A 23,064-nucleotide genomic window follows, 5' to 3' on the forward strand; every position below is an offset into this window, starting at 1 on the left:
CGTTGCTGCGGGGACCACCAAAAAATGAAAGGCAAGACAATGTCCACAACTGACACCACCCGGCCGACAGGCCGCCGTCGGTACGCCCGGACCCGCAGCGCCCTAGCCTCCGGAGCAGTCACGGCAGCCCTCATCCTGACCGGCTGCACCACGGTCGAGACGCCGACCGGCACCGGGGGCGGCGGAGGCGGAGGCGCCGGTGCCGCGGTCAACCCTGACTCGGCCGCCGATGCCGCCATCCGCGAAATAGTGGACGGCCGTGAAATCAAAGTCGGCTTTGCTCCCCCGATCCTCTCCGAGTTCTATACCCAAGTCGAAAAAGCGGCCTTCAACAAGATGAAGGAATACGAGGACCGGTTCGGTGTGAAGTGGACCTGGGAGCGGCAGGGCGCCCTCAACGACGCCCATTCAGGCACTGAAACCCTCGGCATCGTCCAGGGGTATATCGCCCGGGACTTCGACGCGGTCTTCGTCTGCTCCGCCGCCAACGCCGCCACGATGCAGGAACTGTACGGCCGCGGGCAGGAAGAGGGCGTCGACTTCTACCAGTTCAACTCCACGGAAGAGCTGGCCAATCCTTCCCAGGCCGAGGACCCCACCGGTGGCCTCAACACCGTCTCGAACATTGGCTATGACGACCGCTGGCAGTCCGGCTACATCGCCGGAAAGTACATCGGCGACCAGCTCAAAGGCGAAGGCCAGGTCATCCAGATCATGGGTCCCTCCGGATCGGACTGGACCAAGCTGCGCCAGCAGGGCTTCAAGAAAGCCATCTCGGAGTACCCCGGAATCGAGATCGTCGGACAGGCCGACGGCGGCTACGTACGGGACAAAGGGCTCAGGGCCGCGCAGGACCTGCTGACCAAAAACCCCGACGTCAACGCGATCTACGGCGAAAACGAAGACATGGCGCTCGGCGCTTCCCAGGCAATCGACGCACGCGGCCTCAAGCATTGGGACGGGCAGGACGGCATCATCACCATCGGTGCTGACGGTCTCATTTCGGGCATGGACTCCATCAAGGCCGGCAAACTCACCGCCACCGTCGACGTGAACAGCGTCGAGATGGGGCACAGCATGATCGAAACCCTCTTCGCGCATGAAGTCCTGGGCATGGAGGTCAACCAGTTCGTCCGCATCCCGACCGATGTCGTCGACAAGTCGAACGTTGAGTGGCACCAGTCCGTCCTGCAGGAAAGCCAGCAGGGCGAGGGAAGCTACTAGGCCTTCCGGAGAACAACCACCGAACTGAGAGGTTCTACTGTGAGCAGCAATCGAAAAATGGACCCGGTGGACGTGGTCGTCGTCGGACTGGGAGGGGGCGGTGGACCGGCCGTCAAGGTCCTTAGTGAAGCCGGCTACAAAGTTGTCGGATTCGACAAGGGGCCGTGGCTTCGCCCGGAGGAACACTACTCCGGCGACGAGTTAAAGTTCCAGAACCGCAGCTACCTGTGGCCGGACGTGAAGCTGATGCCCAGGACGGTGCGCCGGGACGAAAACTCCGAAGCGCGGATCTTCAATTTCTCCCCCGTGCCCTCCAACGTCGGCGGCGGAACGAGCCACATGGCCGGCTGGATGCCCAGGCCGAGGGAGTCGGACTTCATCTTCCACTCCCTCCACGGGGATCTGGAAGGCGCAAGCCTGGCCGACTGGCCGTACCGCTACGAGGACCTGGAACCGTACCTGACCAAGGTTGAATGGAGCTACGGCATCTCGGGCCTAACCGGTGCAGACCGGGGGGAAGGCTTCCGCAGCAAGCCGTACCCCAGCGGGCCGTTGCCTCCGACCAGGTTCGGCAAGAAATTCTATGAAGGCTCCAACAAGCTGGGCATCAATTCCTTCCCGCTGCCCATGTCGCATCTGACCGAAGGCAACGCACTGGGCAGGGCGGCGGTGAACCGGACCAGTTTCTGGAACCAGTACGGCGACCCCACCCAAACCCGGTCCAGCGTGGCGACGACGTACATCCCCCAAGCCCTTGCCACCGGCAACCTGGAGGTGAGGGCCGACAGCTACGTCAGGGAAGTCAAACTGGGCAAGGACGGCCGGGCCACCGGCGTCATCTACATTGACCCCGAAGGCCATGAGGTCGAGCAGGACGCAGCCGTGGTCGTCCTTGCCCTTGGCGCCATCGAGTCGGCACGGCTCATGCTGCTGTCCAAATCGAACCGGTTCCCCGAGGGTCTCGCTAACGAGTCCGGCCTCGTCGGCAGGAACGCCACCTTCCACGAATACATCTTCGCGGTCGGACTGTTCGACAAGGACATCGAGGAGCCGCTGCGCGGCTGGACGGGGAACTACCAAAGCGGCGGTTCCACGCACTTCTACGAGACCGACGAAAGCAGGGGCCACATCGGCGGCGGCATCATCGCCACCACACAGATCGGACAGGCCATCAACGCGATCATGCCCGGCCGGCCGACCTGGGGCCAGGCCATGAAGGACGCCGACCGAAATTACTTCGACTATTCGATGAAGGTCGGATTCATCCTCCAGGACATGCCCCAGGAGACCAACCGGGTCGACCTTGACCCCGACGTCAAAGATGCCTGGGGGCTGCCAGTAGCGCGGATCACGAACAAGCCCCACGCCAACGACATCGCCATGAGCAAATGGCAGATCGACAAGAACGTGGAAATCCTCCAGGCCGCCGGGGCAACGAAAACCACCCCCGTCTACTTGGGTGATGAATTTACCGGCAACGCCTGCCACCAGCAGGGCACTGTCCGGATGGGAACCGACCCTGGCAAGTCGGTGCTGAACGGATGGGGCCAGGCCCACTCGGTGGACAACCTCTTCGTGCTTGACGGCGCAGCCTTCCCCACCGCCATGGGCGTGAACCCAACACTCACGATCATGGCCCACTCCTGGCGCTGCGCAGACTACATCGCCGGCACCTACCTCAAGGGCCGCAGCTAGCGGCTGAACCTGCCGCCGGTTAAGAAATCCGCCGGTTGGAAATCGTAGAAAGGAAGACAAGATGGTTTCGAAAGCCGACTGGGAAATCGTTCCGATCCACATCGACCCCGACTCGGATGAAAAACTGTTCTTCACCGACCACGAGTGGGAAACCATCGAAGCCGCCGCCGCGCGGGTCATGCCCACCGACCATGATCCCGGGGCACGTGAGGCGAGGGTAATCGTCTTTATCGACCGTTACCTCTCGAGCATCGACTACCTTTACGCGGCAGCCGACGGCTCCGGCTTCCTGTCCCTGGCTGGTCAAGAAGCACGGTCTGCCCGGGCACGCATCGCCGACCTGCAGCGGCTCTACCGCGAAGGGGTCCACGAGCTCGACCGCCGGTCACGCGAGTTGCGGGCAGAGTCCTTTAAGGACGCGGCCGAAGAAGTCCAGGACCAGGTGCTCGAGCAGGTCAGCGGCGCTCCCAAACCGGTGCCCGTATCGCTGACCTCCATGGAGGTGTACTACTCGCGGCTTCAGGGAAACACCGATGAAGACAAAAGTTTCTTCGACACCCTGTGCCTGCACGTCCGCCAAGGTTTCTACGCCGACCCGGTTTACGGCGGAAACAAAGACCAGATGGGTTGGAAGATGGTTGGTTTCGACGGGCCAAAAAACCTGCGCGACACCATGGACGGCACCTACAACACGGCCAAGTACTTCATCCAGGAATACGACTGGGAGGAACTGATTCCCGGCTTCAAGCAAGGCCAGGACAACGTGACAGAAGGCCCCGAAGACCCCGCCGGTAACGAAGCAGCCGATACGGCTTCGACACCGGACCGTACAGAGGAATCCAGCAAGTAAAGGGAAGACAATGACCGCCTACGAAGACAAGCTCAACAAGTACGTCGACCGTTCCAACAGCTTCATCCCCGAGACCATTGATCTGAGCAAGACCGTGGTCCACGCGCTCGACATCCAGAATCTCTGCCTCGACCCGGACGGGGCGGACTACATTCAAAGTGTCGGCGGAGCTCCCTCCGGGCAGGAATCCCTCGAACCGGCCAAGAGAATGATCGAACTCGCCCGCGAAAAGGGAATCAAAGTCATCTGGTCCATGTGGGGCATGCACCCCGAAGGTTACGACATCGGCATCTGGGGGCTGAAGTATCCGTCGTGGACAGAGCCCGATTCGCCGTTCAACCACGGGACGTGGAACGGCGCCCTTTGCAACGGATTCGAACCGCAAAAGGGCGAACCCGTCTTCCAAAAGCACCGCAACAGCAGCTTCTACGGGACGGCCTTTAACGAGTACCTGCAGCAGGACGGCGCCGAGTACCTCGTGATCGTCGGCTCTTCGACGGCCAACTGTGTACCGACCACGGCACGCGACGGTTTCGACCGGGGATACAAAGTGATCGTCGTGGCCGATTCCGGCACGGCCATTCCCGTTAACACCCACGGCCGCAACCCCGAGTTCGACCACGAAACCCCTGAGGGCTACGGGCAGTACTGGGAATCCCTGCGCAACATCCAAATCCAGTACGCGGACGTGATGTCCAGCGATGAGTTCGCGGCCCTCGTCGAACGCTCATCGCGGACGGCGCAGGAGAGCTCGGTGACCGCAGAGGCAACTGCCGGCGGCTAGAACCCCCGGTGGTTTTACGGGGGCGGGAACGGTGGCCGGTACATCCACGGCCGGAAAACCTGGGTAGGCCGGGGTGGCCGGACCCGCCTCCCTCCCCGCGTGCGCCGGGAACGCGGGCATCGACGTCGTCGTACTTCAGGAACTTAAATCGCTGGGGATGAAACTCTCGAGGACGAAGTCGCCGGGTCGTGGCAGCTCATCGGGTCGTGGCAGCTCATCGTCGCCGATCAAGGTGACGGGATGCGCACGGGTTTCGGATGCCGGACTTGCGGCGGCCGGGAAGCAGCGGGTCAGTCGCCGTCTTCGTAGCCGTCGATCTCGGCGATGTCGATGGTTTCGACCGAGCCAATGCCGAAGCGGCTGTTGCCCAGCCTGCGGATGATAACCGTCAGCCGTTCCTTGAGCTCATCCATCTGGTCGCCGCTGCCGCTGCTGAGCAGCCGCTCCAGCTCGGCAGCATGCTTGAGGGCCCGCTTGCCCTCGTCGGTGATCTGCACGATTTGCCGCCGGCGGTCAACATCGCTGCGGGCGCGGATGATGTGCCCATGGACTTCCAGCCTGCCCAGGGTCTTGCCCATGGTCTGCGCCTGCACGCGGACACGGGTCGCCAGCTGCGCCTGCGTCATTTCCCCCTCGGCGGCCAGCACCTCGAGGGCAATGACGCCGGCGTGGGTCAAACCGAGGCCGGCCAGCTTGTCGTTCCATTCGTGCTCGACGAGCCGGGCGGCGGTGGAGAGCAACCGTGGCATCGGCCAATTCTTCAAATCCGGCATGCCTTCAAGTATACGTACGTAGTCCGGGCGGCCCGAGTGCCATCTTGGCTATGCTGGTGCTGGAATCCCAGATCGCTAAGGAGCTGCCCCATGGCCGAACGACTGTCGACCGGCGACATCGCGCCGGAATTCACGCTGCAGGACTCGGCGGGCAACACCGTCTCGCTGGCCGATTATCGTGGCCAAAACGTTGTGGTCTACTTCTATCCTGCAGCTTCGACACCGGGCTGCACCAAGCAGGCCTGCGACTTCCGCGACAGTCTCGACTCGCTGAAGGGCGCCGGCTATACGGTGCTGGGAGTCTCCCCCGATCCCCTGCCGAAGCTGGTGAAGTTCGCGGAAAAGGAAGAGCTGAACTTCCCGTTGCTCTCCGACGAAGACCATGCCGTGGCCGAGGCTTATGCGGCCTGGGGCGAAAAGAAGAACTACGGCAAGGTCTACGAGGGCCTGGTCCGTTCCACGATCGTGGTGAATCCCGAGGGCAAGGTGGCGCTGGCCCAGTACAACGTCCGGGCCACCGGCCACGTGGCCAAGCTGCGCCGCGACCTCGGCCTGGACAACTAGGCGACCACAAAAGGCACAAGACCCCCGCAAAACGACTGCCGCCATGCCGGTAGACTGATTGCTGTTCCGAAAATGCCCGGAACGCATGCGCGAGTGGCGGAATTGGTAGACGCGCTGGATTTAGGTTCCAGTGTCTTCGGACGTGCGGGTTCAAGTCCCGCCTTGCGCACCATCGACAGGAGCCCCGCAGCGTCACGTTGCGGGGCTCTTGCGCTTCACGGGCCCACTCCCGGCCCGCGGACGGCACGTCCGCCGCCGTCGTCGCGCGGGTCCGCTGGCGGCTGTCACCAAATTGTGATGGTTTTGGCGAACCACCGAACCTGAAACCGATGCTTTCGATCGGACATGTGACTAAGCTCTCATCAAGCGGACGCGTCACCGCGCCTCTGCCGGGTGCCGTACACAAAGTCGGCGTCACACCTCACGTCCCCGAGGAGCAGTCCATGTCATTTACTGACATCTTTTCCGGAGGCCAGCGCCGCGGTCGGCGCGCCGGAGCCGTCGTTGCCGGCCTGGCCGCCGGCGCACTCGTCCTGTCCGGCTGTGCCGAGAGCGAGCGCGGCGGCGGTGCGCAGGGCGAGACGGAGGAGGGTGTTAATTCGACGTTCGTATTCGCTGCGTCGTCTGATCCCAAGTCGCTGGATCCGGCCTTCGCCAGCGACGGCGAGTCCTTCCGCGTCAGCCGCCAGATCTTCGAGGGTTTGGTCGGCGTCAAGGAAGGGACCCCCGACCCTGAACCACTGCTGGCTGAGTCCTGGGAGATGTCCGACGACGGGCTCTCCTACACCTTCCAGCTCAAGGAAGGCGTGAAGTTCCACGACGACACCGATTTCAACGCCGAGGCCGTCTGCTTCAACTTCGACCGCTGGTACAACTTCGAGGGGATCCAGCAGTCCCAGTCGGTGAGTTACTACTACGGCTCGCTGTTCCGCGGTTACTCGGACTCCCCCGAAACCGCCGTCTACGACTCCTGCGAGGTGGTTAGCGACACCGAGGTGACGGTGAATCTGGCCCAGCCCTTCGCCGGTTTCGTCGCAGCACTGTCGCTGCCGGCGTTCGCGATGCAGAGCCCCACCGCCCTTGATGAGTTCAACGCGGACGACGTCGGCGGTTCGGAAGAGGCTCCGGAGCTGAGCGAATACGCCATGGGGCACCCGGTTGGCACCGGCCCGTTCAAGTTCGACAGCTGGTCCGTCGGCGAGTCCCTGCAGCTCTCCGCCTTCGACGGCTACTGGGGCGAACAGGGCCAGGTCCAGCAGATCATCTTCCGGATCATCGAAGACCCCAATGCCCGCCGGCAGGCGCTGGAGGCCGGGGACATTGACGGCTACGACCTGGTGGCGCCGGCCGATACGCAGTCGCTGGCCGACGCCGGCTTCAACGTCATTTCGCGCGATCCGTTCACCATTCTGTACCTGGGCATGAACCAAGAGGAGGAAGCGCTGAAGGACCTCAAGGTCCGCCAGGCGATCGCCCACGCGATCGACAAGGAAGCGCTCGTCCGTCAGACGCTGCCCGAGGGCACCAAGGTCGCCACGCAGTTCGTCCCGGACACGGTCAACGGCTACAACGACGACGTCACCACGTACGAGTACGCCCCGGAGAAGGCGCGGGCGCTGCTCGAAGAGGCCGGCTACGGCGACGGCCTGGAGCTGATGTTCAACTACCCCACCGGCGTGTCCCGGCCGTACATGCCGACGCCGGAACAGGTGTTCACCAACCTGAGTGCCCAGCTCGAGGAGGTCGGCATCACCATTGAGGCGCAGCCGGACAAGTGGTCCCCGGATTACCTGGACCGCATCCAGGCCAGCGCGGACCACGATATCCACCTGCTCGGATGGACTGGCGACTACAACGACACGGACAACTTCGTCGGGGTTTTCTTCGGCCAGGAGAAGCCGGAGTTCGGCTTCAATAACAAGGAGCTGTTCGACAAGCTGTCCAAGGCGCGCGAGACCAGCAGCGTCGAGGAGGCGACGCCGCTGTACGAGGAGATCAACGAAGACATCGCGCAGTACCTCCCGGCGATCCCGCTGGCGCACCCGGCGCCGTCGCTCGCCTTCGCCCCACGGGTGACCTCCTACCCGGCCAGCCCGGTGAACGACGAGGTGTTCAACGCCATCGAGCTCAGCGAGTAGCCACGTCCTGCCGGGGTCCGCATACCGCGGACCCCGGCAGGCAGGCCCGCCACGGCCAGAACCACCAGCGGGCGGCGCCCGGCCTGCTGCCGACAAGGCAAATTCCACCGCATCCGGCGCGAGGCCGGGACCGGGATCCGGAAGGACGCTGTGCTCAGAGTCATTATCAAGCGCATCGCGCTGCTCATCCCGACGCTCTTCGGGCTTTCCCTGCTGCTGTTCCTGTGGGTTCGCAGCCTGCCCGGCGGGCCGGCCACGGCGCTGCTCGGCGACCGTGCCACGCCCGAGGCAGTGGCACGGATCAACGAGCTCTACGGCTTCGACCGGCCGCTGATCGAGCAGTACTTCGTCTACATGGGCAAGCTGCTCCAGGGTGACTTCGGCACCTCGATCCTCACCGGCCGGCCCGTGCTGACGGAGTTCGCGACCCGCTTCCCGGCGACGGTGGAGCTGACGGTCGTTGCCCTGATCATCGCCGTCGGGATCGGCATCCCGCTCGGCTATCAGGCAGCCAGGTACTACGGCAAGTGGCCCGACCACTCCTCCGTCGTGCTGTCGCTCGTGGGGATCACCGTCCCGGTCTTCTTCCTAGCCTTCATCCTCAAGTGGTTGTTCGCCATCCAGCTGCCTTGGTTCCCTACCGACGGCCGGCAGAACCCCAGGATCAACGCCACGCACGTCACCGACTTTTATGTGCTCGACGGCCTGCTCACCCGCGAATGGGATGCCGCCTGGGATGCGCTGCTGCACCTGGTGCTGCCCGGGATCGCGCTGGGCACCATCCCGCTGGCCATCATCGTGCGCATCACGCGGGCCTCGGTCCTGGAGGTGCAGAACGCGGACTATGTGCGCACCGCGCGTGCCAAGGGGCTGCTGCAGAAGACCATCCGCAACCGGTTCATCCTGCGCAACGCGATGCTGCCGGTCACCACCACCATCGGCCTGCAGCTGGGGCTGCTGATTTCCGGGGCCGTGCTGACCGAGACGGTGTTCGCCTTTAACGGCATCGGGCGGTTCCTGCGCGACGCGATTTTCAACTTGGACTACCCCGTCCTGCAGGGGTTCATCATCTTCATCGCCGTGCTGTATTCGCTGATCAACCTGGTCGTGGATATTTCCTACAGCATCATCGACCCGAGGGTGCGTGTCTAATGAGCACAACACTTCCGCCGCAGTCGGGCGGCGACATCCGGACCACCCCCGAGCCACCGGGCGCCCCCGGCGCTCCCGCCAGCAGCGGGCCCGCGGGCACCAGCCTTTGGAAGGACGCGTTCCGCAGGCTCCGCAGGAATCCGCAGGCCATCGCCGGCGCCATCATCGTGGGCCTGTTCGTGCTGACCGCCGTCCTGGCGCCGGTGCTGGCACCCTACGGCGGCCAGGACCTGCCCGGCCGCACCTATATCACGCCCACTCACATTCCGGGCTTCGGCGAGGTGGAAGGCTTTCCCCTGGGGCTCGACCGTTTCGGCGGGGACCTGTTCAGCAAACTCATCTGGGGTGCACAGGCCTCGCTGTTGATCGGCGTCGTCTCCACCGCCATGGGACTGGCCGGGGGCATGCTGCTGGGCATCCTCGCCGGCGGCTTCGGCGGCTGGATCGACAGCGTGATCATGCGCGGGGTCGACATCCTGCTCTCCGTGCCGAACCTGCTGCTGGCGGTGTCCATCGCGGCCATCCTGGGGCAGGGAGCGTATGCGGTGATGATCGCCATCGGCGTGGCGCAACTGCCGATCTTCGCGCGGCTGCTGCGGTCGTCGATGATCTCCCAGCGCAGCGCGGACTACATGCTGGCAGCGCAGACGCTGGGCCTGAGCCGGGGCACCATCATCATGAACCACCAACTGCCCAACAGCGTGGGCCCGGTCATCGTCCAGGCCACCCTGACGCTGGCCACCGCGGTCATCGACGCCGCGGCGCTCTCCTTCCTGGGCCTGGGCGGCGGGCGCCCGCAGACCGCCGAATGGGGCCGCATGCTCACCTACGCGCAGGCCGAACTGGGCATCGCGCCGCAGTTGGCGTTCCTGCCCGGCCTGTGCATCGCCGTCACCGCGTTGGGCTTCACGCTGCTGGGCGAATCCCTGCGGGAAGCACTGGATCCCAAGACCCGGGCCAAGTAGCAGGAAGCGCTTTCAGCCGGCCGGGGTGGTCGGCGGCGGGGCCCCGCCGTCGTGCCGCCGCCGCTGGCGGGCCATGTGCATCATGGCGGCGAAGCCGGCAATGAACAGCACCTCCAACGCCGCCAGCCACCAGAGGGCGCCCCACCTGCCCTCACCGACGACGATGACCGCCCCGACCGCCAGCATCACGGTGCCGATCACCAGCACGAAGACGGCGAAGCCGATGGCCACCGCGGCGCTGCGCACACCGGTCCGGAAGCCGAAACCTTCCGGCCGGTGATCGTCAGGCTCCGGGACGGAGCCTGGCCCGGCACCCTCAGGACGCAATCTCGGGATCCTCCGCCTGAATGTCCAGCTCGTTGCCCGGGATGGAAGCCAGCAGGCGCCGCGTGTAGGGGTGCCGCGGGTTGGTGAACACTTCCTCCGAGCTGGCTGCCTCCACCAGTTCGCCGTCCTTCATCACGCAGACGAAGTCGGAGATCAGCCGCACTACGGCCAGGTCGTGGGAGATGAAGAGGTAGCTCAGGCCCAGCTCCGCCTGGAGGTCCCCCAGCAGCTTCAAAATCTGCGCCTGCACCAGCACATCCAGCGCGGAGACCGGCTCGTCGCAGATGATCAGTTCGGGCTTCAGGGCCAGGGCGCGGGCAATCGCCACGCGCTGCCGCTGGCCGCCGGAGAGCTCGGACGGGTAGCGCCGCAGCATGTTCTGCGGCAGTGCGACCTCGTCCATCAGCTCGCGCACGCGGACCGAGCGTTCCCTCGCGCTGCCGCGCTTGTAGGTGGACAGCGGCTCTTCGACGATCCGCTCGATGGTGAACATCGGGTTCAGGGACGAATACGGATCCTGGAACACCGGCTGCACCCGCTGGCGGAAGTCCCGCAGCTGCGCCTTGGTCAGGTTCGCCACATCCATTCCGTCGAAGGTCATGGTGCCGCTGGTCGGCTCGATCAGCTTCAGCAGCATGCGGGCGGTGGTGGTCTTGCCGGAGCCCGACTCGCCGACGATGGCGACCGTGTGCCCGCGCGGGATATCCAGCGTCACGTTCTTCGCCGCGTAAAAGTCCTCGGCCTGGCCGCGGATCTTGTACACCTTGGTCAGGTCGCGCAGCTCCACGATGTTGTCCGTCTTCTGAGCCTCGGCGGCCGCGGGAGCTTCGGTGACGTGTTCCTGGAAAACCTTCTCCGCCCGTTCGGCGCGCACAGCCGAGTTGCCGGTGAACGCCCCCGGCATCAGGCGCACGGCCGCGACGCTCGGCGCCGCCTTCACCAGCGCCCGGGTGTAGGGGTGCTGCGGGTCCTCCAGCAACTGCCGTGCCGGCCCGGTCTCCACTACCTTGCCGCGGTGCATCACCACCAGTTCCGACGCCCGTTCGGCCGCCAGGCCCAGGTCGTGGGTAATGAGCAGCACGGCCGTCCCCAGTTCATGGGTCATCGACTCGATCTGGTCCAGGATGGTGCGCTGGACTGTCACATCCAGTGCCGACGTCGGCTCGTCGGCGATCAGCAGCCGCGGCTGGCAGGCCAACCCGATGGCGATCAGGGCGCGCTGCCGCATCCCGCCGGAAAACTCATGGGGATACTGCTTGGCGCGTTCCTTGGCGTTGGGCAGCCCGGCTGCCTCCAGGACCTCCACGACCTTCCGGTCCACGTCCCGCCTGGTCGCCATGCCGTGAACCAGCAGCGTCTCCGCCACCTGCGAGCCGATCCTGGTGACCGGATTCAGGTTGGACATCGGGTCCTGCGGGACGAGGCCGATCTGGCGGCCCCGGATGGTCCGCATCCGATGCTCCGACAGCCCCACGAGCTCCTGGCCGTCAAAGCGGATGCTCCCGGCGGTCACTCGTCCGTTATCCGGCAGCAGTCCGATAACGGCCATCGCCGTGGTGGACTTCCCGGAACCGGATTCGCCCACAATCGCCAGCGTCTTGCCCTGTTCCAAGCGCAGCGAGGCGCCCTCCACCGCGGAGACTTGCCCGTACGTGGTGCGGAAAGCAACGGCCAGGTCCCGGACCTCAAGCAGGGCGGCGTCGTCGGCATGTTCGGTCATGGTTCCATCCTGCCCCAAACACGCGCGGATGTGGCCTATCTCTCATCGGGATTTCGCCGCGCAGGCTCCGGTACAGGAGTCGATTAGACTTGAAGATCATCCCGCCTGCCCCCAAGGAGCCTGAAGCGTGACACCGCCCCCCGCGCGCCGCACCGTGCTGAAGGCAGGCGCAGCGGCAGCGGCCGTGTTGCTCGCCGGCTGCACTTCGGAGCCGGGCAGGTCCGTCCCGTCCACCGTCTCGCCCAGCGAACAGCCGACCGCCTCGCCCGCGGACACCACCTTCACCATGGGCATTGCCGCCACCCCGGTGACCCTTGACCCGGCGCTGGCACTGGATACCGAGTCCTACCGGGTGACCCGCCAGGTGCTGGAAACCCTGATCGGGGTGGACGCGGCGACCGGCGTCCCAGCGCCGCGGCTGGCAACCGAATGGACCGAATTGGACGAGGGCCGCTCCTACCGCTTCCGGCTGCGCCCAGGGGTCACTTTCCATGACGGCACGGAGTTCGATGCCGAAGCGGTCCGCGCCAACTTCGAACGCTGGTACCGGCTCCCCCGGGACGCCCGGCCGGTGGAAGGCGGGCTGGCGTTCCGGTCGGTCTTCGGCGCGTTCGCCGAGGACGAGGACGAATCGCTCTACCACAGCTGCGAGGTGCTGGGCCCGCTGGAGGTCCAGCTGAACCTGACGCGCCGGTTCACCGGCCTGGTCGCATCGCTGGCCATGCCGGCCTTTGCCATCTCCTCGCCGGCGGCACTGAAGGCGGGGGCGGCGGACCGACTGACGGAGGAACGCGGCGGCAACAAGGTATCCCGCTACGGACTGGCCCCGGTGGGGACCGGCCCGTTCACCTTCGCCAACTGGGAGCAGGACCGCGTGGTGCTCTCCGCCTACCAGGGATACTGGGGTGCGGCCGGCGATGTGCGCACGGTGGTGTTCAAGGCGCTCCCGCATCCGACGACACGGCTGCGCGCCCTGGAAGCCGGGGACATCGACGGCTACGACCTGGTCACCCCGGCCACGTACGCGGACCTGGTCCGGGCCGGCATGCAGGTGTTGCAGCGCGACCCGTTCTCCGTGGTCTACCTCGGCATGAACCAGGCAGCCGACGGGCTGGACGACATCACCATGCGCCAGGCCATCGCCCATGCGATCGACCGGCAGGCGCTGATCGACAGCTTCTTCCTGCAGGGCACCAAAGAGGCCATGCAGTTCATCCCCCGCAGCCTGGGCGTGACCAATGAGACCATCCCCTACTACGCGTACAACCCGGAGCGTTCGCGCGAACTGCTGGCCGACGCCCGGTACGACGGCGCGGAACTGACCTTCTACTATCCGCTGGGCGTCACGCGCGCCTACCTGCCCACCCCCGAAAAGGTGTACGCGGAGCTGAGCCGCCAGCTCACCGCCGTCGGGATCAATATCAAGCCGGTGCCCATCCCGTGGGACGAGGGCTACCTGGCCACGATCCAAGGTTCCACCGGCCACGCCCTGCACCTGGCCGGCATGAGCGGCAGCTACCGCGATCCGGACAACTTCGTGGGCCCGCTCTTCGGCAGCAAATCGATGGAGTTCGGCTACGACAGCGCGCAGATCCGCAGCAAGATAGCCCGCGCCAAGACCCTGCCCGAGGGCGAAGACCGCGTGCAGGCCTACCACAGCATCAACGAGCAGCTGGCACGCGCGGTCCCCGCGGTGCCGCTGGCGTTCCCCATCTCCGCACTGGCCATGGGGCCTCGGGTGGCGAGCTACCCGGCCAGCCCGATGCTCGACGAGGTCTACAACATGATCGAGCTGGGCCGGGGCTGACGCGGCGGCGGTCGCCACGGCCGGCGGGCAATTTTAACGCTGCCGCTGCCGCCGCGTCTGTCTATTGGGTCACATCGAAGACGGCAGATTTTAGTCTCGCTGGCGCAGCGCGCTAGGCTTTCAACTGCTGGCACAGCTGCTATGGGAGATTGAAGTTGACTGCAAACATTCCCTCGGGATCATCCAAGAACGTCGACGTCGCGCTGATTGGCGGCGGCATCATGAGCACCACCCTCGGCTCCTTCATCAAGCAGCTGCAGCCGGACTGGAGCATCAGCCTGTTCGAGAACCTCGACGAGGTGGGCCTGGAAGCTTCGGACCCGTGGAACAACGCGGGCACCGGACACGCCGCGCTCTGCGAGCTGAACTACACCCCCGCCTCGGCGGACGGGTCCGTTCCCACCGCCAAGGCCGTGGGCATCAACGAAAAGTTCCACGTCTCGCGCCAGTTCTGGTCGCACATGATCCGCGAGGGCCACATCTCGTCGCCCAGGGAATTCGTCAACCCGCTGCCGCACATGAGCTTTGTCTGGGGCGATGACCACGCGGACTACCTCAAGCGCCGGCATGAAGCGCTGAAGCAAGAACCGCTGTTCGAGCAGATCGAGTTCTCCGAGGACCACGCCGCCATCAACGAGTGGGCGCCGCTGATCATGGGCGGCCGCGATCCGCAGCAGCGCGTGGCCGCATCCCGCGTCGCCGGCGGCACCGATGTGGACTTCGGCTCCCTGACCCGAAAGCTGGCCGGCTACCTGACCGCCAACGGCGTCGAGCTGAACTACGGCCACCGCGTGCTGGACGTCTCCCGCAACACCGACGGCCGCTGGACCCTGGAGATCAGGAACAACGCCACCGGCGAAAAAACCAAGGTCAACGCCCGCTTCGTGTTCATCGGAGCCGGTGGCGGCGCCCTGCACCTGCTGCAGCGCTCCGGCATCCCCGAGTCCAAGGGCTACGGCGGGTTCCCGGTGTCCGGACAGTTCCTGCGCTGCACGGACGAGACAGTCATCGCCGCCCACAACGCCAAGGTCTACGGCCAGGCCTCCGTGGGCGCCCCGCCCATGTCGGTGCCCCACTTGGATACCCGCTTCGTCAACGGCAAGCGCTCCCTGCTCTTCGGCCCGTACGGCGGCTTCTCGCCGAAGTTCCTCAAGACCGGCTCGCTGCTGGACCTGCCGCTGTCCGTTCGCCCGACCAACCTGGTCCCCATGCTGGCCGTGGCCAAGGACAACTTCGGCCTGGTGAAGTACCTGGTCACCGAGGTGCTCAAGACCCGCGAAGGCAAGAACGAGGCCCTGCGGGCCTTCCACCCGGAGGTTGCCGGCGACCAGTGGGAGCTGATCACCGCCGGCCAGCGTGTCCAGGTGATCAAGAAGGACCCGAAGAAGGGCGGCGCACTGCAGTTCGGCACCGAGGTCATCGCATCCGCCGACGGCAGCATCTCGGCCCTGCTCGGTGCCTCCCCCGGCGCTTCCACCGCCGCGCCGATCATGATCAGCCTGCTGGAACGCTGCTTCCCGCTGGAGTTCAAGGGCTGGGAACCCAAGCTGAAGGACATGATCCCCGGCTACGGAGTCAACCTGAACGAGAACCCCTCGATGTTGGCCGAGATCACCGCCGACACCGACCGGGTGCTCGAACTGGCCTGACCCCGGTTCGATCCCGCAAGCCGCTGAACTAAGCTTCAAGCCATGCACAAGCTGGCAACGCTGTCCCTGGCGAATCGTGCGTTGATCGCGCTGATTACGGTCTTTGTGGCCGTCTTCGGTGTGATCACCATGGGTTCCCTGAAGCAGGAACTCATTCCCTCGCTCGAGTTCCCGCGGATCACCGTCGTCAGTTCCATGCCCGGCGCGTCGCCGGAAGTCGTGGACAAGCAGGTCAGCGAACCGCTGGAACGCGCGCTCACCGCCGTCGAGGGCCTCGAGTCCTCCTCGGCGGTTTCGCGTACCGGGTTCTCCACCGTCAACCTCACGTTCGTTTACGGCACCAACCTGGACCGGGCGCGCAGCCAGGTGGACCGCGCCATCTCCAACGTCCGCCAGCAGCTGCCCGAGGACGTCTCGCCGCTGTCGCTGGCCGGCAGCATCGACGACTTCCCCATCGTCTTCATGGCGGTCTCCTCCGACCTGACGCTGAGCGAACTGAGCACCGAGCTGAACCGGCTGACCGTGCCCCGGCTGCAGAACATCCCCGGCGTGCGCGGGGCCGAAGTCTCCGGCGGCCCCGGCCGGCACATCGCCATCCTGCCGGACGACGACGCCATGGCGGAGGCCGGCGTCGGCGTTTCCGCCATCGTGGACAGCCTGGCAAACAGCGGCGGCCTGGTCCCCGCCGGCGCCGTGCAGCAGGACGGCCAGAGCCTCTCCGTGCAGATCGGCAGCCCGCTGGACAGCCTGGAGGCCATCGAAAACCTGCCGCTCTCCCCCGCAGAAACAACGACGTCGGAGCAGCCTTCCGTCCCGTCCGCACCGGAGGCGGGGCGGGCACCCGGGCAGTTCCCCGGCGAGGGCCAGCCGGCCCCGCCGGGCAGCGGGACAGACCAGGGCCTGGTGCCCGTGCCGGACACCGTGCCCGCCCCGGACCGGCCCGCCCAGCAGCAGGACCCCGCGCCGGCCGACCCGGCCACCATCGGCGAGGTGGCCGACGTCGACATTGCCGACGACGAGCAGACCTCGATCACCCGGACCAACGGCGAGCTGACGCTGGCCCTGGCCGTCACCAAAACGCCGGAGGGCGATACGGTGGCCATCTCGCACGCCATCGGGGAGATGCTGCCCGAGCTGGAGGCCGAACTGGGCGACCGGGCGCAAATCACCACGGTGTTTGACCAGGCCCCGTTCATCGAGACGTCCATCAAGGACCTGACCACCGAGGGCCTGCTGGGGCTGGGCTTCGCGGTGCTGATCATCCTGGTGTTCCTGCTCTCCGTCCGCTCCACGCTGATCACGGCGATTTCCATCCCGCTGTCGCTGCTGGCAACGTTCATCGGCCTGAATGCGCTCGGCTACTCGCTGAACATCCTGACCCTCGGCGCGCTGACGATCGCCATCGGGCGCGTCGTGGATGACTCGATCGTGGTCGTCGAGAACATCAAACGGCACCTGAACTACGGCGAACCCAAGCGCGACGCCATCCTGGCGGCGGTCCGCGAGGTCGCCGGGGCCATCACCGCTTCCACCCTGACGACCGTTGCGGTGTTCCTGCCGATCGCGTTCGTCGGCGATTTGGCCGGCGAGCTGTTCCGGCCGTTCGCCATCACCACCGCGCTGGCCCTGCTCGCGTCACTGGCGGTGTCGCTGACCATCGTGCCGGTGCTGGCCTACTGGTTCGTGAAATCCCCCGCGACACAGCAACACGCCGACGCCTCCGCGGTGCGTGCGGCGGCCTCCGAGAAGGAACGCCGCTCGCTGCTGCAGCGCGGCTACCTGCCGGTGCTCGCCGGCACGCAGCGGCACCCGGTGCTCACCACCATGGCGGCCCTGCTGGTGCTGGCCGGCACCGGCGCCATGGTGCCGCTGATGCAGACCAACCTGCTGGGCGACAGCGGACAGAACAGCTTCAGCCTGCGCCAGCAGATGCCGGCCGGGACCAGCCTGGCGACCACCGACGAGGCAGCCGCCCCGGTCGAGGAGCTGCTGGCCGGGCTGGAAGGGATAGAGGCGGTCCAGGTCACCATGGGCAACGCCGGAGGCGGCCTGGGGACGTTCCTCTCCGCGGGGGCTTCGGTGGCCCAGTACACCGTCATCACCGAGGAAGGGATCGACCAGGCCGCGCTGCGCGACCGGGTGCGCTCCGCCGTCGACAAGCTGCCCGGCGAGGCGACGTTCACGCTGGGCACCCAGGGCGGCGGCTTCGGCACGTCCAGCACCGTGGACGTGGAAATCTCCGCGAGCGGGCCGGAAGAGCTGCGGGACGCCTCCGACCGGCTGGTGGAACTGCTGCGGGAGGTACCCGGGGCCGCGGAGGTGTCCAGCAACCTCTCGGCGGCCGAGCCCGTGGTTCAGGTGTCCGTGGACCGGGCCAAGGCCGTGGCTGCGGGGCTGGACGAGGAGCAGGTCGCGGGCCTCCTGGCGTCCACGATCAGCCCGCTGCCCGGCGGCACCGTGCGGATCGGCACGACCGACTTCCCGGTGCTGATCGGGGAAGGCAGCGATTTCGCCAGCGTCGAGGAACTGCGCGGCGTCGAGGTGCCCACAGCGGCCGGGCCGGTGCCGCTGACCGGCCTGGCCACCGTGGAGGAAACCGATGTGCCGACGTCGATCAGCGCCAGCGGCGGCGAACGCACCGCCGTGGTCTCCGTGACCCCGGAGGGAGAAAACCTGGGTGCCCTCAGCGGCGAGGTGGCGGCCGCCCTGGACGGCACCGACCTGCCGGCCGGGGTCACGGCGGATTTGGGCGGCGCGGCCACGCAGCAGGCCGAGTCCTTTGAACAGCTGGGCTGGGCGCTGCTGGCCGCCGTCGCCATTGTCTACGTGATCATGGTGGCCACGTTCAAGTCCCTGGTGCAGCCGCTGATCCTGCTGGTCTCCATTCCGTTCGCGGCCACGGGGGCCATCGGGCTGCTGGTCGTCACACGGATCCCGCTGGGGCTGCCGTCGCTGATCGGCATGCTGATGCTGGTGGGCATCGTGGTGACGAATGCGATCGTGCTGATCGACCTGATCAACCAGTACCGGCGCCCGCACGACGGCCGGCCCGGCATGAACGTGGCGGACGCGATCACCCACGGCGCGAGACGCCGGCTGCGGCCCATCCTGATGACGGCGCTCGCCACGGTTTTTGCGCTCACGCCGATGGCGCTGGGACTGACCGGCGAGGGCGGTTTCATCTCGCAGCCGCTGGCCGTGGTGGTGATCGGCGGCCTGGTGTCCTCCACCGCGCTGACGCTGGTGCTGGTGCCGGTGCTGTACCGGCTGGTCGAAGGCCGGCGCGAGCGCCGGGCGAACGAGCGGCATACACTCGAGGCAGAACTGGTTCCGGCCGGACGCTGACCGGCGTACCCGGAACCCTGGAGGTACCGAACATGCCAGATCCGGAAACCATGCCGGCCGGGCCGGGCCGTCTGGACCGGCTCACGGACCGGCTCCCTGCCCCGCTGCGCAAATATGGGCAGCAGATGGGCGGTTGGCGCCGGGTCCAGCTGGCGTTCAAGACCGCGTTGGCGTGCGCCATCGCGTGGTTCATCGCCCTGCGGCTGCCCGGCGACGTGGACCAGTACCCCTATTACGCCCCGCTGGGCGCCCTGATCAGCATGTATTCCACCGTCGCCGACTCCATCAAGACCTCTTTGGAGACACTGGCCGGGCTGATGCTGGGCATCGGCCTGGCCATGCTCCTACTGCTGACGGTCGGCCCGCACTTCGTGACGGTGGGCCTGCTGGTGTTCTTGGGGGTTCTGGTCGCGGGGCTGCCGCGGCTCGGGGCCGGCAGGGAGTGGGTTCCCATGGCCGCGCTGTTCGTCCTGCTGGTGGGCGGTTCCAATGCCGGCGACTACTCGCTCGGCTATGCCGTGCAGATGGCGGTGGGAGTGGTCGTCGGCATCACCGTGAACTTCCTGCTGTTCCCGCCGTTGAACTTCAACGTAGTGGGACGCAGCCTGCAGCAGCTGCAATCCGACCTCGCCCGGCAGCTGGAGGACATGGCCGAGGCGCTCCGGGAGAACTGGCCGCCGGAACGCAAGGATTGGGCGTCGAACGGCGAGAGCATCACTCGGCTGGGCAACCAGGTGCGGCAGGCCGTCCAGACCGCCGACCGCAGCCGCAAGGCCAATCCGCGGCGCAGGTTCCATCACCGGGACCTGGAGGCCGATTGGCGGAATCTGCGCACGTTGGAGCGTGCCGCCTTCCATACCCAGGACATGACCGAGGTGCTCAGCGCCGTGATCTGGGACGAGACCATGCATCTCCCCGACCCCGTGCTGGCCCCGATGGCCAACGCACTGGAAGCCACGGCCGAGGCAATCAGAAGCATGACCGCCGAGGACCTGCCGGAGAAGTTGGAGGCCGCGCGCGATGCGCAGCACCGCCTCACCGGAATCGTCGCCGGCACGGTGTCCTCAGAGTCCCCCGCCACGGCGGCAGGATCCGTGGCGGTCAGCCTGGAACGCATACTGGCCGCGCTTGGCCGGCATGTAAAGGACCCCTCGGGCGGCCAGGCCCGTTAGTCAGGCCGCAGGTACCTCGCCCCGGGCCCTCCCTCTCCGACACGGAGGGTCAACCGACGGCGATGGCAGCCGTTCGCCCGTGATGAAAGGTTGAACCAACTTCCCGGGGTTCCCCTTGCCCGGGATTTCGGGTTTTATGTACCTACTCGTGTCGAGCAGCTGGCACTAAAATCCTCCGGATCGGGAGAGTGATTTGTCAGATTTGGGCGAGCGCCGCCTATCAGCGCCTGGCCGAGTTGCTGCCGTTCCCTTTGTTGGCGCATTTGAATCGACTTACCTGCCGCGACACGGCCGCGACGTGGCCGAACTGACGGGAAGCTTCGCCGACTGGGGCGGCCACCTGGAGCACATGCGCGCGGCGGGCGTAGGCAGCGTGCGGTTTCCAATTCGATGGCACCGCGTGGAAGCAGAACAAGGCGTGTTCGATTGGTCCGAGACCGACCGGCAACTTCAGTTTTTGCGGGCTCGTGGCATGGAGCCCGTAGTCGACCTGGTGCACCACACGAGCTACCCGCAATGGCTCGACGACGGTTTCAGGGACCGGAGATTTGCACCCGCTTACCTGGAGTACGCGGAGGCCGTGGCGCGGCGCTACCCCTGGTTGATGTCCTACACGTTGTTCAATGAGCCCTTCGCCACCCTTTTCCTCTGCGGCCACGAAGCCTTGTGGCCCCCCTACGACAGTGGAGTCGACGGCTTTGTGCGCCTTGTGCGCAACGTCCTGCCGGCCGTCGCCGAGGCGGCCCGTCGCTGGTCGGAGCTGCTGCCGCAAGCCCGCCATGTCTGGGTGGATACCTGTGAACACCATGACGGGGCAGCGGGCGGACCGGCGGAGTACGCAGCTCTCGCCAACGACCGGCGGCACGTCCTGCTGGATTTGGTGCTCGGACACGAACTGACCGCGGACCGCCCCTTCCTAAGGGAAATCGTCAAACACGGCGGCGAAGATCTGCTGCAACTGGCCCCGGTGCGCGTGGATGTACTGGGCCTCGACTATTATTGCCACTCCGAGTGGTGGTATGAGGAGTCCCGCGCGCACGCGCCCTCGCCCCACCCGCTGGGCTTTGCCGCACTGGCCGAGCACTACGGCTCCCGCTACGGGCTGCCGATGCTCCTGAGCGAAACCAACATCCGGGGAACCGCCTCCGATCGCGCGTCTTGGTTGCGTTACACCTTGGAACAGTACGAACTGGCGCTATCCCGCGGGATCCGGCTCGAGGGATACTGCTGGTTTCCCTTCGTAGACTCCTGCGACTGGGATTCCATGCTCGCCCGTGCCGCCCGCCGTCCCGACCCGGTCGGCGTCGTCGGCGCCGGCTCGAGGGGAAGCAGGACAGACACCACCTGCTTCACGGACTCCTGGATGGCTGCGGCATCCGGCACCTCCAGCCGCGACCTGCCCGCGTACCGCTTTCAACCGCCGTGCGACAGCCAGCTCCGGGGATTGCTGCCCCAGATGAGCCACTGGCCCTGGCGCGATCCTCCTGAAGAGGCGATCATCCCGCCCGCCCACCACGCCGACGAAGAGGAACACAGGATGAATCCCTCTGAAGACCCTGACTTGGTCGTGCTCTCCCACCTGAGGTGGACCTGGGTCTGGCAACGCCCGCAACACCTTGTTTCCCGGTTTGCCGCCGCCCGCACCCGGACCGGTGCCCGAACGTGGTTTCTGGAGGAGCCGATGCCGGCCAAGGTCGAACAACCGGTCCTGCGGCATCAGAACGTGGACGGCATCACCAGGGTCTGGCTTGAACTTCCTGAAGTTGGCGGACAGCCGCCCGTCCTCGGATTCGACGCACCCGGCGCGGAAGAATACGGCGCTCTGTTCCGCGCCTTGCTGGCGGCCCACGCACGGCCTGCCTCACCCGACGTATTGATCTATACGCCGATGGCGCTGGAGATAGCACGCACCCTCGAACCCGGGGTCCTCTGCTATGACGTCATGGACGATTTGGCGTCGTTTCGAAATGCACCCAAAGCCATGCAAACCCGGCAACGCCAGGCGCTGGCCGAGTCCGATGTGGTCTTTGCAGGAGGCGCCTCCTTGCACCGCAGCGTCAGCCGCTTCGTAGGCGATTCCTGCCATCTCTTTCCCAGTGGCGTGGATGCCGCACACTATGAGACCTCCCGGCTTCTCCGCGAGGAGCGGGCGCCCGACAGCCGGAAGGTAGCGGGCTACGTGGGTGTCATCGATGAACGGCTCGATCTTGGTCTGCTGGACGGGCTCGCCGCGATGCTCCCTGACTGGTTGTTTCGGATCGTGGGACCGGTCGCCAAGATAGATCCTGCCACGCTGCCACAGGCTCCGAACATCGAATACACCGGCATGGCCGAGTACGCCGAGCTGCCAGGTGTCATGGCTGAATTCGACGTGGCCTTGATGCCGTTCGCCATGAACGAGGCGACACGCTCGATCAGCCCGACGAAGACGCTCGAGTATTTGGCCGCCGGTCTTCCCGTGGTTTCGACACCGGTTCCGGATGTTGTTGCCGGTTACAGGGGGCTCGTCCACATCCAGGTGGACGCGGCTGGCTTCGCCGACGCCTGCGAAACGGCGCTGAGTGAGTCCTCGGCCGAACGGGACCGGCGGATGCGGCCGTTGCAGAGACTCCTCGGCTGGGATGCGATCGCGGGACAGATGCACCGTTTGATCTGCCAGGGAACCGCTGCAGGAGAATTGCCGGACGAGGAAACCGCATGACCTCCGCGGCCGAGGGCAAACGCTTCGATGTGGCGGAGGATTTGGAACGCGCCCATGAACGAGGAGTCGGCGCGGCAATAGCGGGCCTGCAGGACGCCGCGCTGGGCAGGAGACGCCTGACAGGCCCTGCCGTTCCGGCGCTCGCTGAGGCGGCCGTTAGTTCTGCCACGCCGTACCTTCGCGCACCGCTGCTGGCGA

The 23,064-nt window shown here is 66.2% G+C and carries 16 protein-coding genes and 1 tRNA gene; 14 read left to right on the forward strand and 3 right to left on the reverse strand.

The features are described 5' to 3' along the window. Nucleotides 1-39 precede the first annotated feature (39 nt). The 4 genes from AC5RVD_RS14035 to AC5RVD_RS14050 all read left to right on the forward strand — a co-directional run bounded on the left by AC5RVD_RS14035 (nucleotide 40) and on the right by AC5RVD_RS14050 (nucleotide 4,553). Complete coding sequence (locus AC5RVD_RS14035) at nucleotides 40-1,224, forward strand: sugar ABC transporter substrate-binding protein (RefSeq protein WP_494111269.1); 1,185 nt, start codon at nucleotides 40-42, stop codon at nucleotides 1,222-1,224. A 39-nt stretch (nucleotides 1,225-1,263) separates the two neighbouring features. Beyond that, nucleotides 1,264-2,919, forward strand: coding sequence for a GMC family oxidoreductase (locus AC5RVD_RS14040; RefSeq protein WP_494127247.1), 1,656 nt, complete (start codon nucleotides 1,264-1,266; stop codon nucleotides 2,917-2,919). A gap of 61 nt (nucleotides 2,920-2,980) precedes the next feature. Further along, a complete protein-coding gene (locus AC5RVD_RS14045) occupies nucleotides 2,981-3,769 on the forward strand; it encodes a gluconate 2-dehydrogenase subunit 3 family protein (protein WP_494127248.1) in 789 nt (262 codons plus the stop codon). A gap of 10 nt (nucleotides 3,770-3,779) precedes the next feature. Next, complete coding sequence (locus AC5RVD_RS14050; RefSeq protein ID WP_494120965.1) at nucleotides 3,780-4,553, forward strand: cysteine hydrolase family protein; 774 nt, start codon at nucleotides 3,780-3,782, stop codon at nucleotides 4,551-4,553. Between the two features lie 290 nt (nucleotides 4,554-4,843). Here AC5RVD_RS14050 and AC5RVD_RS14055 read toward each other — a convergent pair whose 3' ends face one another. Next, entirely contained in the window at nucleotides 4,844-5,302 is a 459-nt protein-coding gene (locus tag AC5RVD_RS14055) for a MarR family winged helix-turn-helix transcriptional regulator (protein WP_494111265.1), read from the reverse strand. A gap of 114 nt (nucleotides 5,303-5,416) precedes the next feature. Between AC5RVD_RS14055 and bcp the strand changes: the two genes are divergently transcribed. The 5 genes from bcp (at nucleotide 5,417) to AC5RVD_RS14080 (ending at nucleotide 10,145) form a co-directional block, all read left to right on the forward strand. Further along, the gene (gene bcp, locus AC5RVD_RS14060; RefSeq protein WP_494120966.1) at nucleotides 5,417-5,890 is read left to right on the forward strand and encodes a thioredoxin-dependent thiol peroxidase; all 474 of its coding nucleotides are present in this window, start codon (nucleotides 5,417-5,419) and stop codon (nucleotides 5,888-5,890) included. 87 nt (nucleotides 5,891-5,977) lie between these two features. After that, a tRNA-Leu gene (locus tag AC5RVD_RS14065) sits at nucleotides 5,978-6,062 on the forward strand. A gap of 271 nt (nucleotides 6,063-6,333) precedes the next feature. Further along, nucleotides 6,334-8,028 (forward strand): ABC transporter substrate-binding protein, encoded by a 1,695-nt coding sequence (locus AC5RVD_RS14070; RefSeq protein ID WP_494127249.1) that lies wholly within the window; start codon nucleotides 6,334-6,336, stop codon nucleotides 8,026-8,028. Nucleotides 8,029-8,178: 150 nt separating this feature from the next. Beyond that, nucleotides 8,179-9,180 (forward strand): ABC transporter permease, encoded by a 1,002-nt coding sequence (locus tag AC5RVD_RS14075; protein ID WP_494111262.1) that lies wholly within the window; start codon nucleotides 8,179-8,181, stop codon nucleotides 9,178-9,180. Beyond that, nucleotides 9,180-10,145 carry an ABC transporter permease gene (locus AC5RVD_RS14080; protein ID WP_494111261.1) on the forward strand — a complete coding sequence of 322 codons (966 nt, stop codon included), beginning with the start codon at nucleotides 9,180-9,182 and terminating at the stop codon, nucleotides 10,143-10,145. The genes AC5RVD_RS14075 and AC5RVD_RS14080 overlap by 1 nt, the downstream gene beginning before the upstream one ends. Before the next feature lie 12 nt (nucleotides 10,146-10,157). On the opposite strand, the gene AC5RVD_RS14085 is transcribed toward AC5RVD_RS14080, so the two are convergent. Together AC5RVD_RS14085 and AC5RVD_RS14090 are read right to left on the reverse strand one after the other, a co-directional pair. Next, nucleotides 10,158-10,472, reverse strand: a complete 315-nt coding sequence (locus AC5RVD_RS14085) for a hypothetical protein (RefSeq protein ID WP_494127250.1) — start codon at nucleotides 10,470-10,472, stop codon at nucleotides 10,158-10,160. Next, entirely contained in the window at nucleotides 10,462-12,192 is a 1,731-nt protein-coding gene (locus AC5RVD_RS14090; protein ID WP_494127251.1) for an ABC transporter ATP-binding protein, read from the reverse strand. The genes AC5RVD_RS14085 and AC5RVD_RS14090 overlap by 11 nt, the downstream gene beginning before the upstream one ends. A 127-nt stretch (nucleotides 12,193-12,319) precedes the next feature. Between AC5RVD_RS14090 and AC5RVD_RS14095 the strand changes: the two genes are divergently transcribed. The 5 genes from AC5RVD_RS14095 (at nucleotide 12,320) to AC5RVD_RS14115 (ending at nucleotide 22,866) form a co-directional block, all read left to right on the forward strand. Then, nucleotides 12,320-13,999, forward strand: a complete 1,680-nt coding sequence (locus AC5RVD_RS14095; protein WP_494127252.1) for an ABC transporter substrate-binding protein — start codon at nucleotides 12,320-12,322, stop codon at nucleotides 13,997-13,999. Nucleotides 14,000-14,154: 155 nt separating this feature from the next. Beyond that, the gene (locus tag AC5RVD_RS14100) at nucleotides 14,155-15,648 is read left to right on the forward strand and encodes a malate:quinone oxidoreductase (RefSeq protein ID WP_494127253.1); all 1,494 of its coding nucleotides are present in this window, start codon (nucleotides 14,155-14,157) and stop codon (nucleotides 15,646-15,648) included. Between the two features lie 42 nt (nucleotides 15,649-15,690). Then, entirely contained in the window at nucleotides 15,691-18,993 is a 3,303-nt protein-coding gene (locus AC5RVD_RS14105; protein WP_494127254.1) for an efflux RND transporter permease subunit, read from the forward strand. A gap of 32 nt (nucleotides 18,994-19,025) precedes the next feature. Continuing rightward, complete coding sequence (locus AC5RVD_RS14110; protein WP_494120974.1) at nucleotides 19,026-20,165, forward strand: FUSC family protein; 1,140 nt, start codon at nucleotides 19,026-19,028, stop codon at nucleotides 20,163-20,165. Between the two features lie 202 nt (nucleotides 20,166-20,367). Beyond that, nucleotides 20,368-22,866, forward strand: coding sequence for a family 1 glycosylhydrolase (locus tag AC5RVD_RS14115; protein ID WP_494127255.1), 2,499 nt, complete (start codon nucleotides 20,368-20,370; stop codon nucleotides 22,864-22,866). Nucleotides 22,867-23,064 lie beyond the last annotated feature (198 nt).

This window comes from Arthrobacter sp. THG-b23, assembly GCF_059091265.1.

Bases quoted from the DNA above. Each gene is read 5' to 3' on its own strand.
- AC5RVD_RS14050 (WP_494120965.1), top strand. From the start codon at position 3,780: ATGACCGCCTACGAAGACAAGCTCAACAAGTACGTCGACCGTTCCAAC.
- AC5RVD_RS14090 (WP_494127251.1), bottom strand. From the start codon at position 12,192: ATGACCGAACATGCCGACGACGCCGCCCTGCTTGAGGTCCGGGACCTG.
- AC5RVD_RS14105 (WP_494127254.1), top strand. From the start codon at position 15,691: ATGCACAAGCTGGCAACGCTGTCCCTGGCGAATCGTGCGTTGATCGCG.
- AC5RVD_RS14045 (WP_494127248.1), top strand. From the start codon at position 2,981: ATGGTTTCGAAAGCCGACTGGGAAATCGTTCCGATCCACATCGACCCC.
- AC5RVD_RS14080 (WP_494111261.1), top strand. From the start codon at position 9,180: ATGAGCACAACACTTCCGCCGCAGTCGGGCGGCGACATCCGGACCACC.
- AC5RVD_RS14110 (WP_494120974.1), top strand. From the start codon at position 19,026: ATGCCAGATCCGGAAACCATGCCGGCCGGGCCGGGCCGTCTGGACCGG.
- AC5RVD_RS14055 (WP_494111265.1), bottom strand. From the start codon at position 5,302: ATGCCACGGTTGCTCTCCACCGCCGCCCGGCTCGTCGAGCACGAATGG.
- AC5RVD_RS14035 (WP_494111269.1), top strand. From the start codon at position 40: ATGTCCACAACTGACACCACCCGGCCGACAGGCCGCCGTCGGTACGCC.
- AC5RVD_RS14070 (WP_494127249.1), top strand. From the start codon at position 6,334: ATGTCATTTACTGACATCTTTTCCGGAGGCCAGCGCCGCGGTCGGCGC.
- bcp (WP_494120966.1), top strand. From the start codon at position 5,417: ATGGCCGAACGACTGTCGACCGGCGACATCGCGCCGGAATTCACGCTG.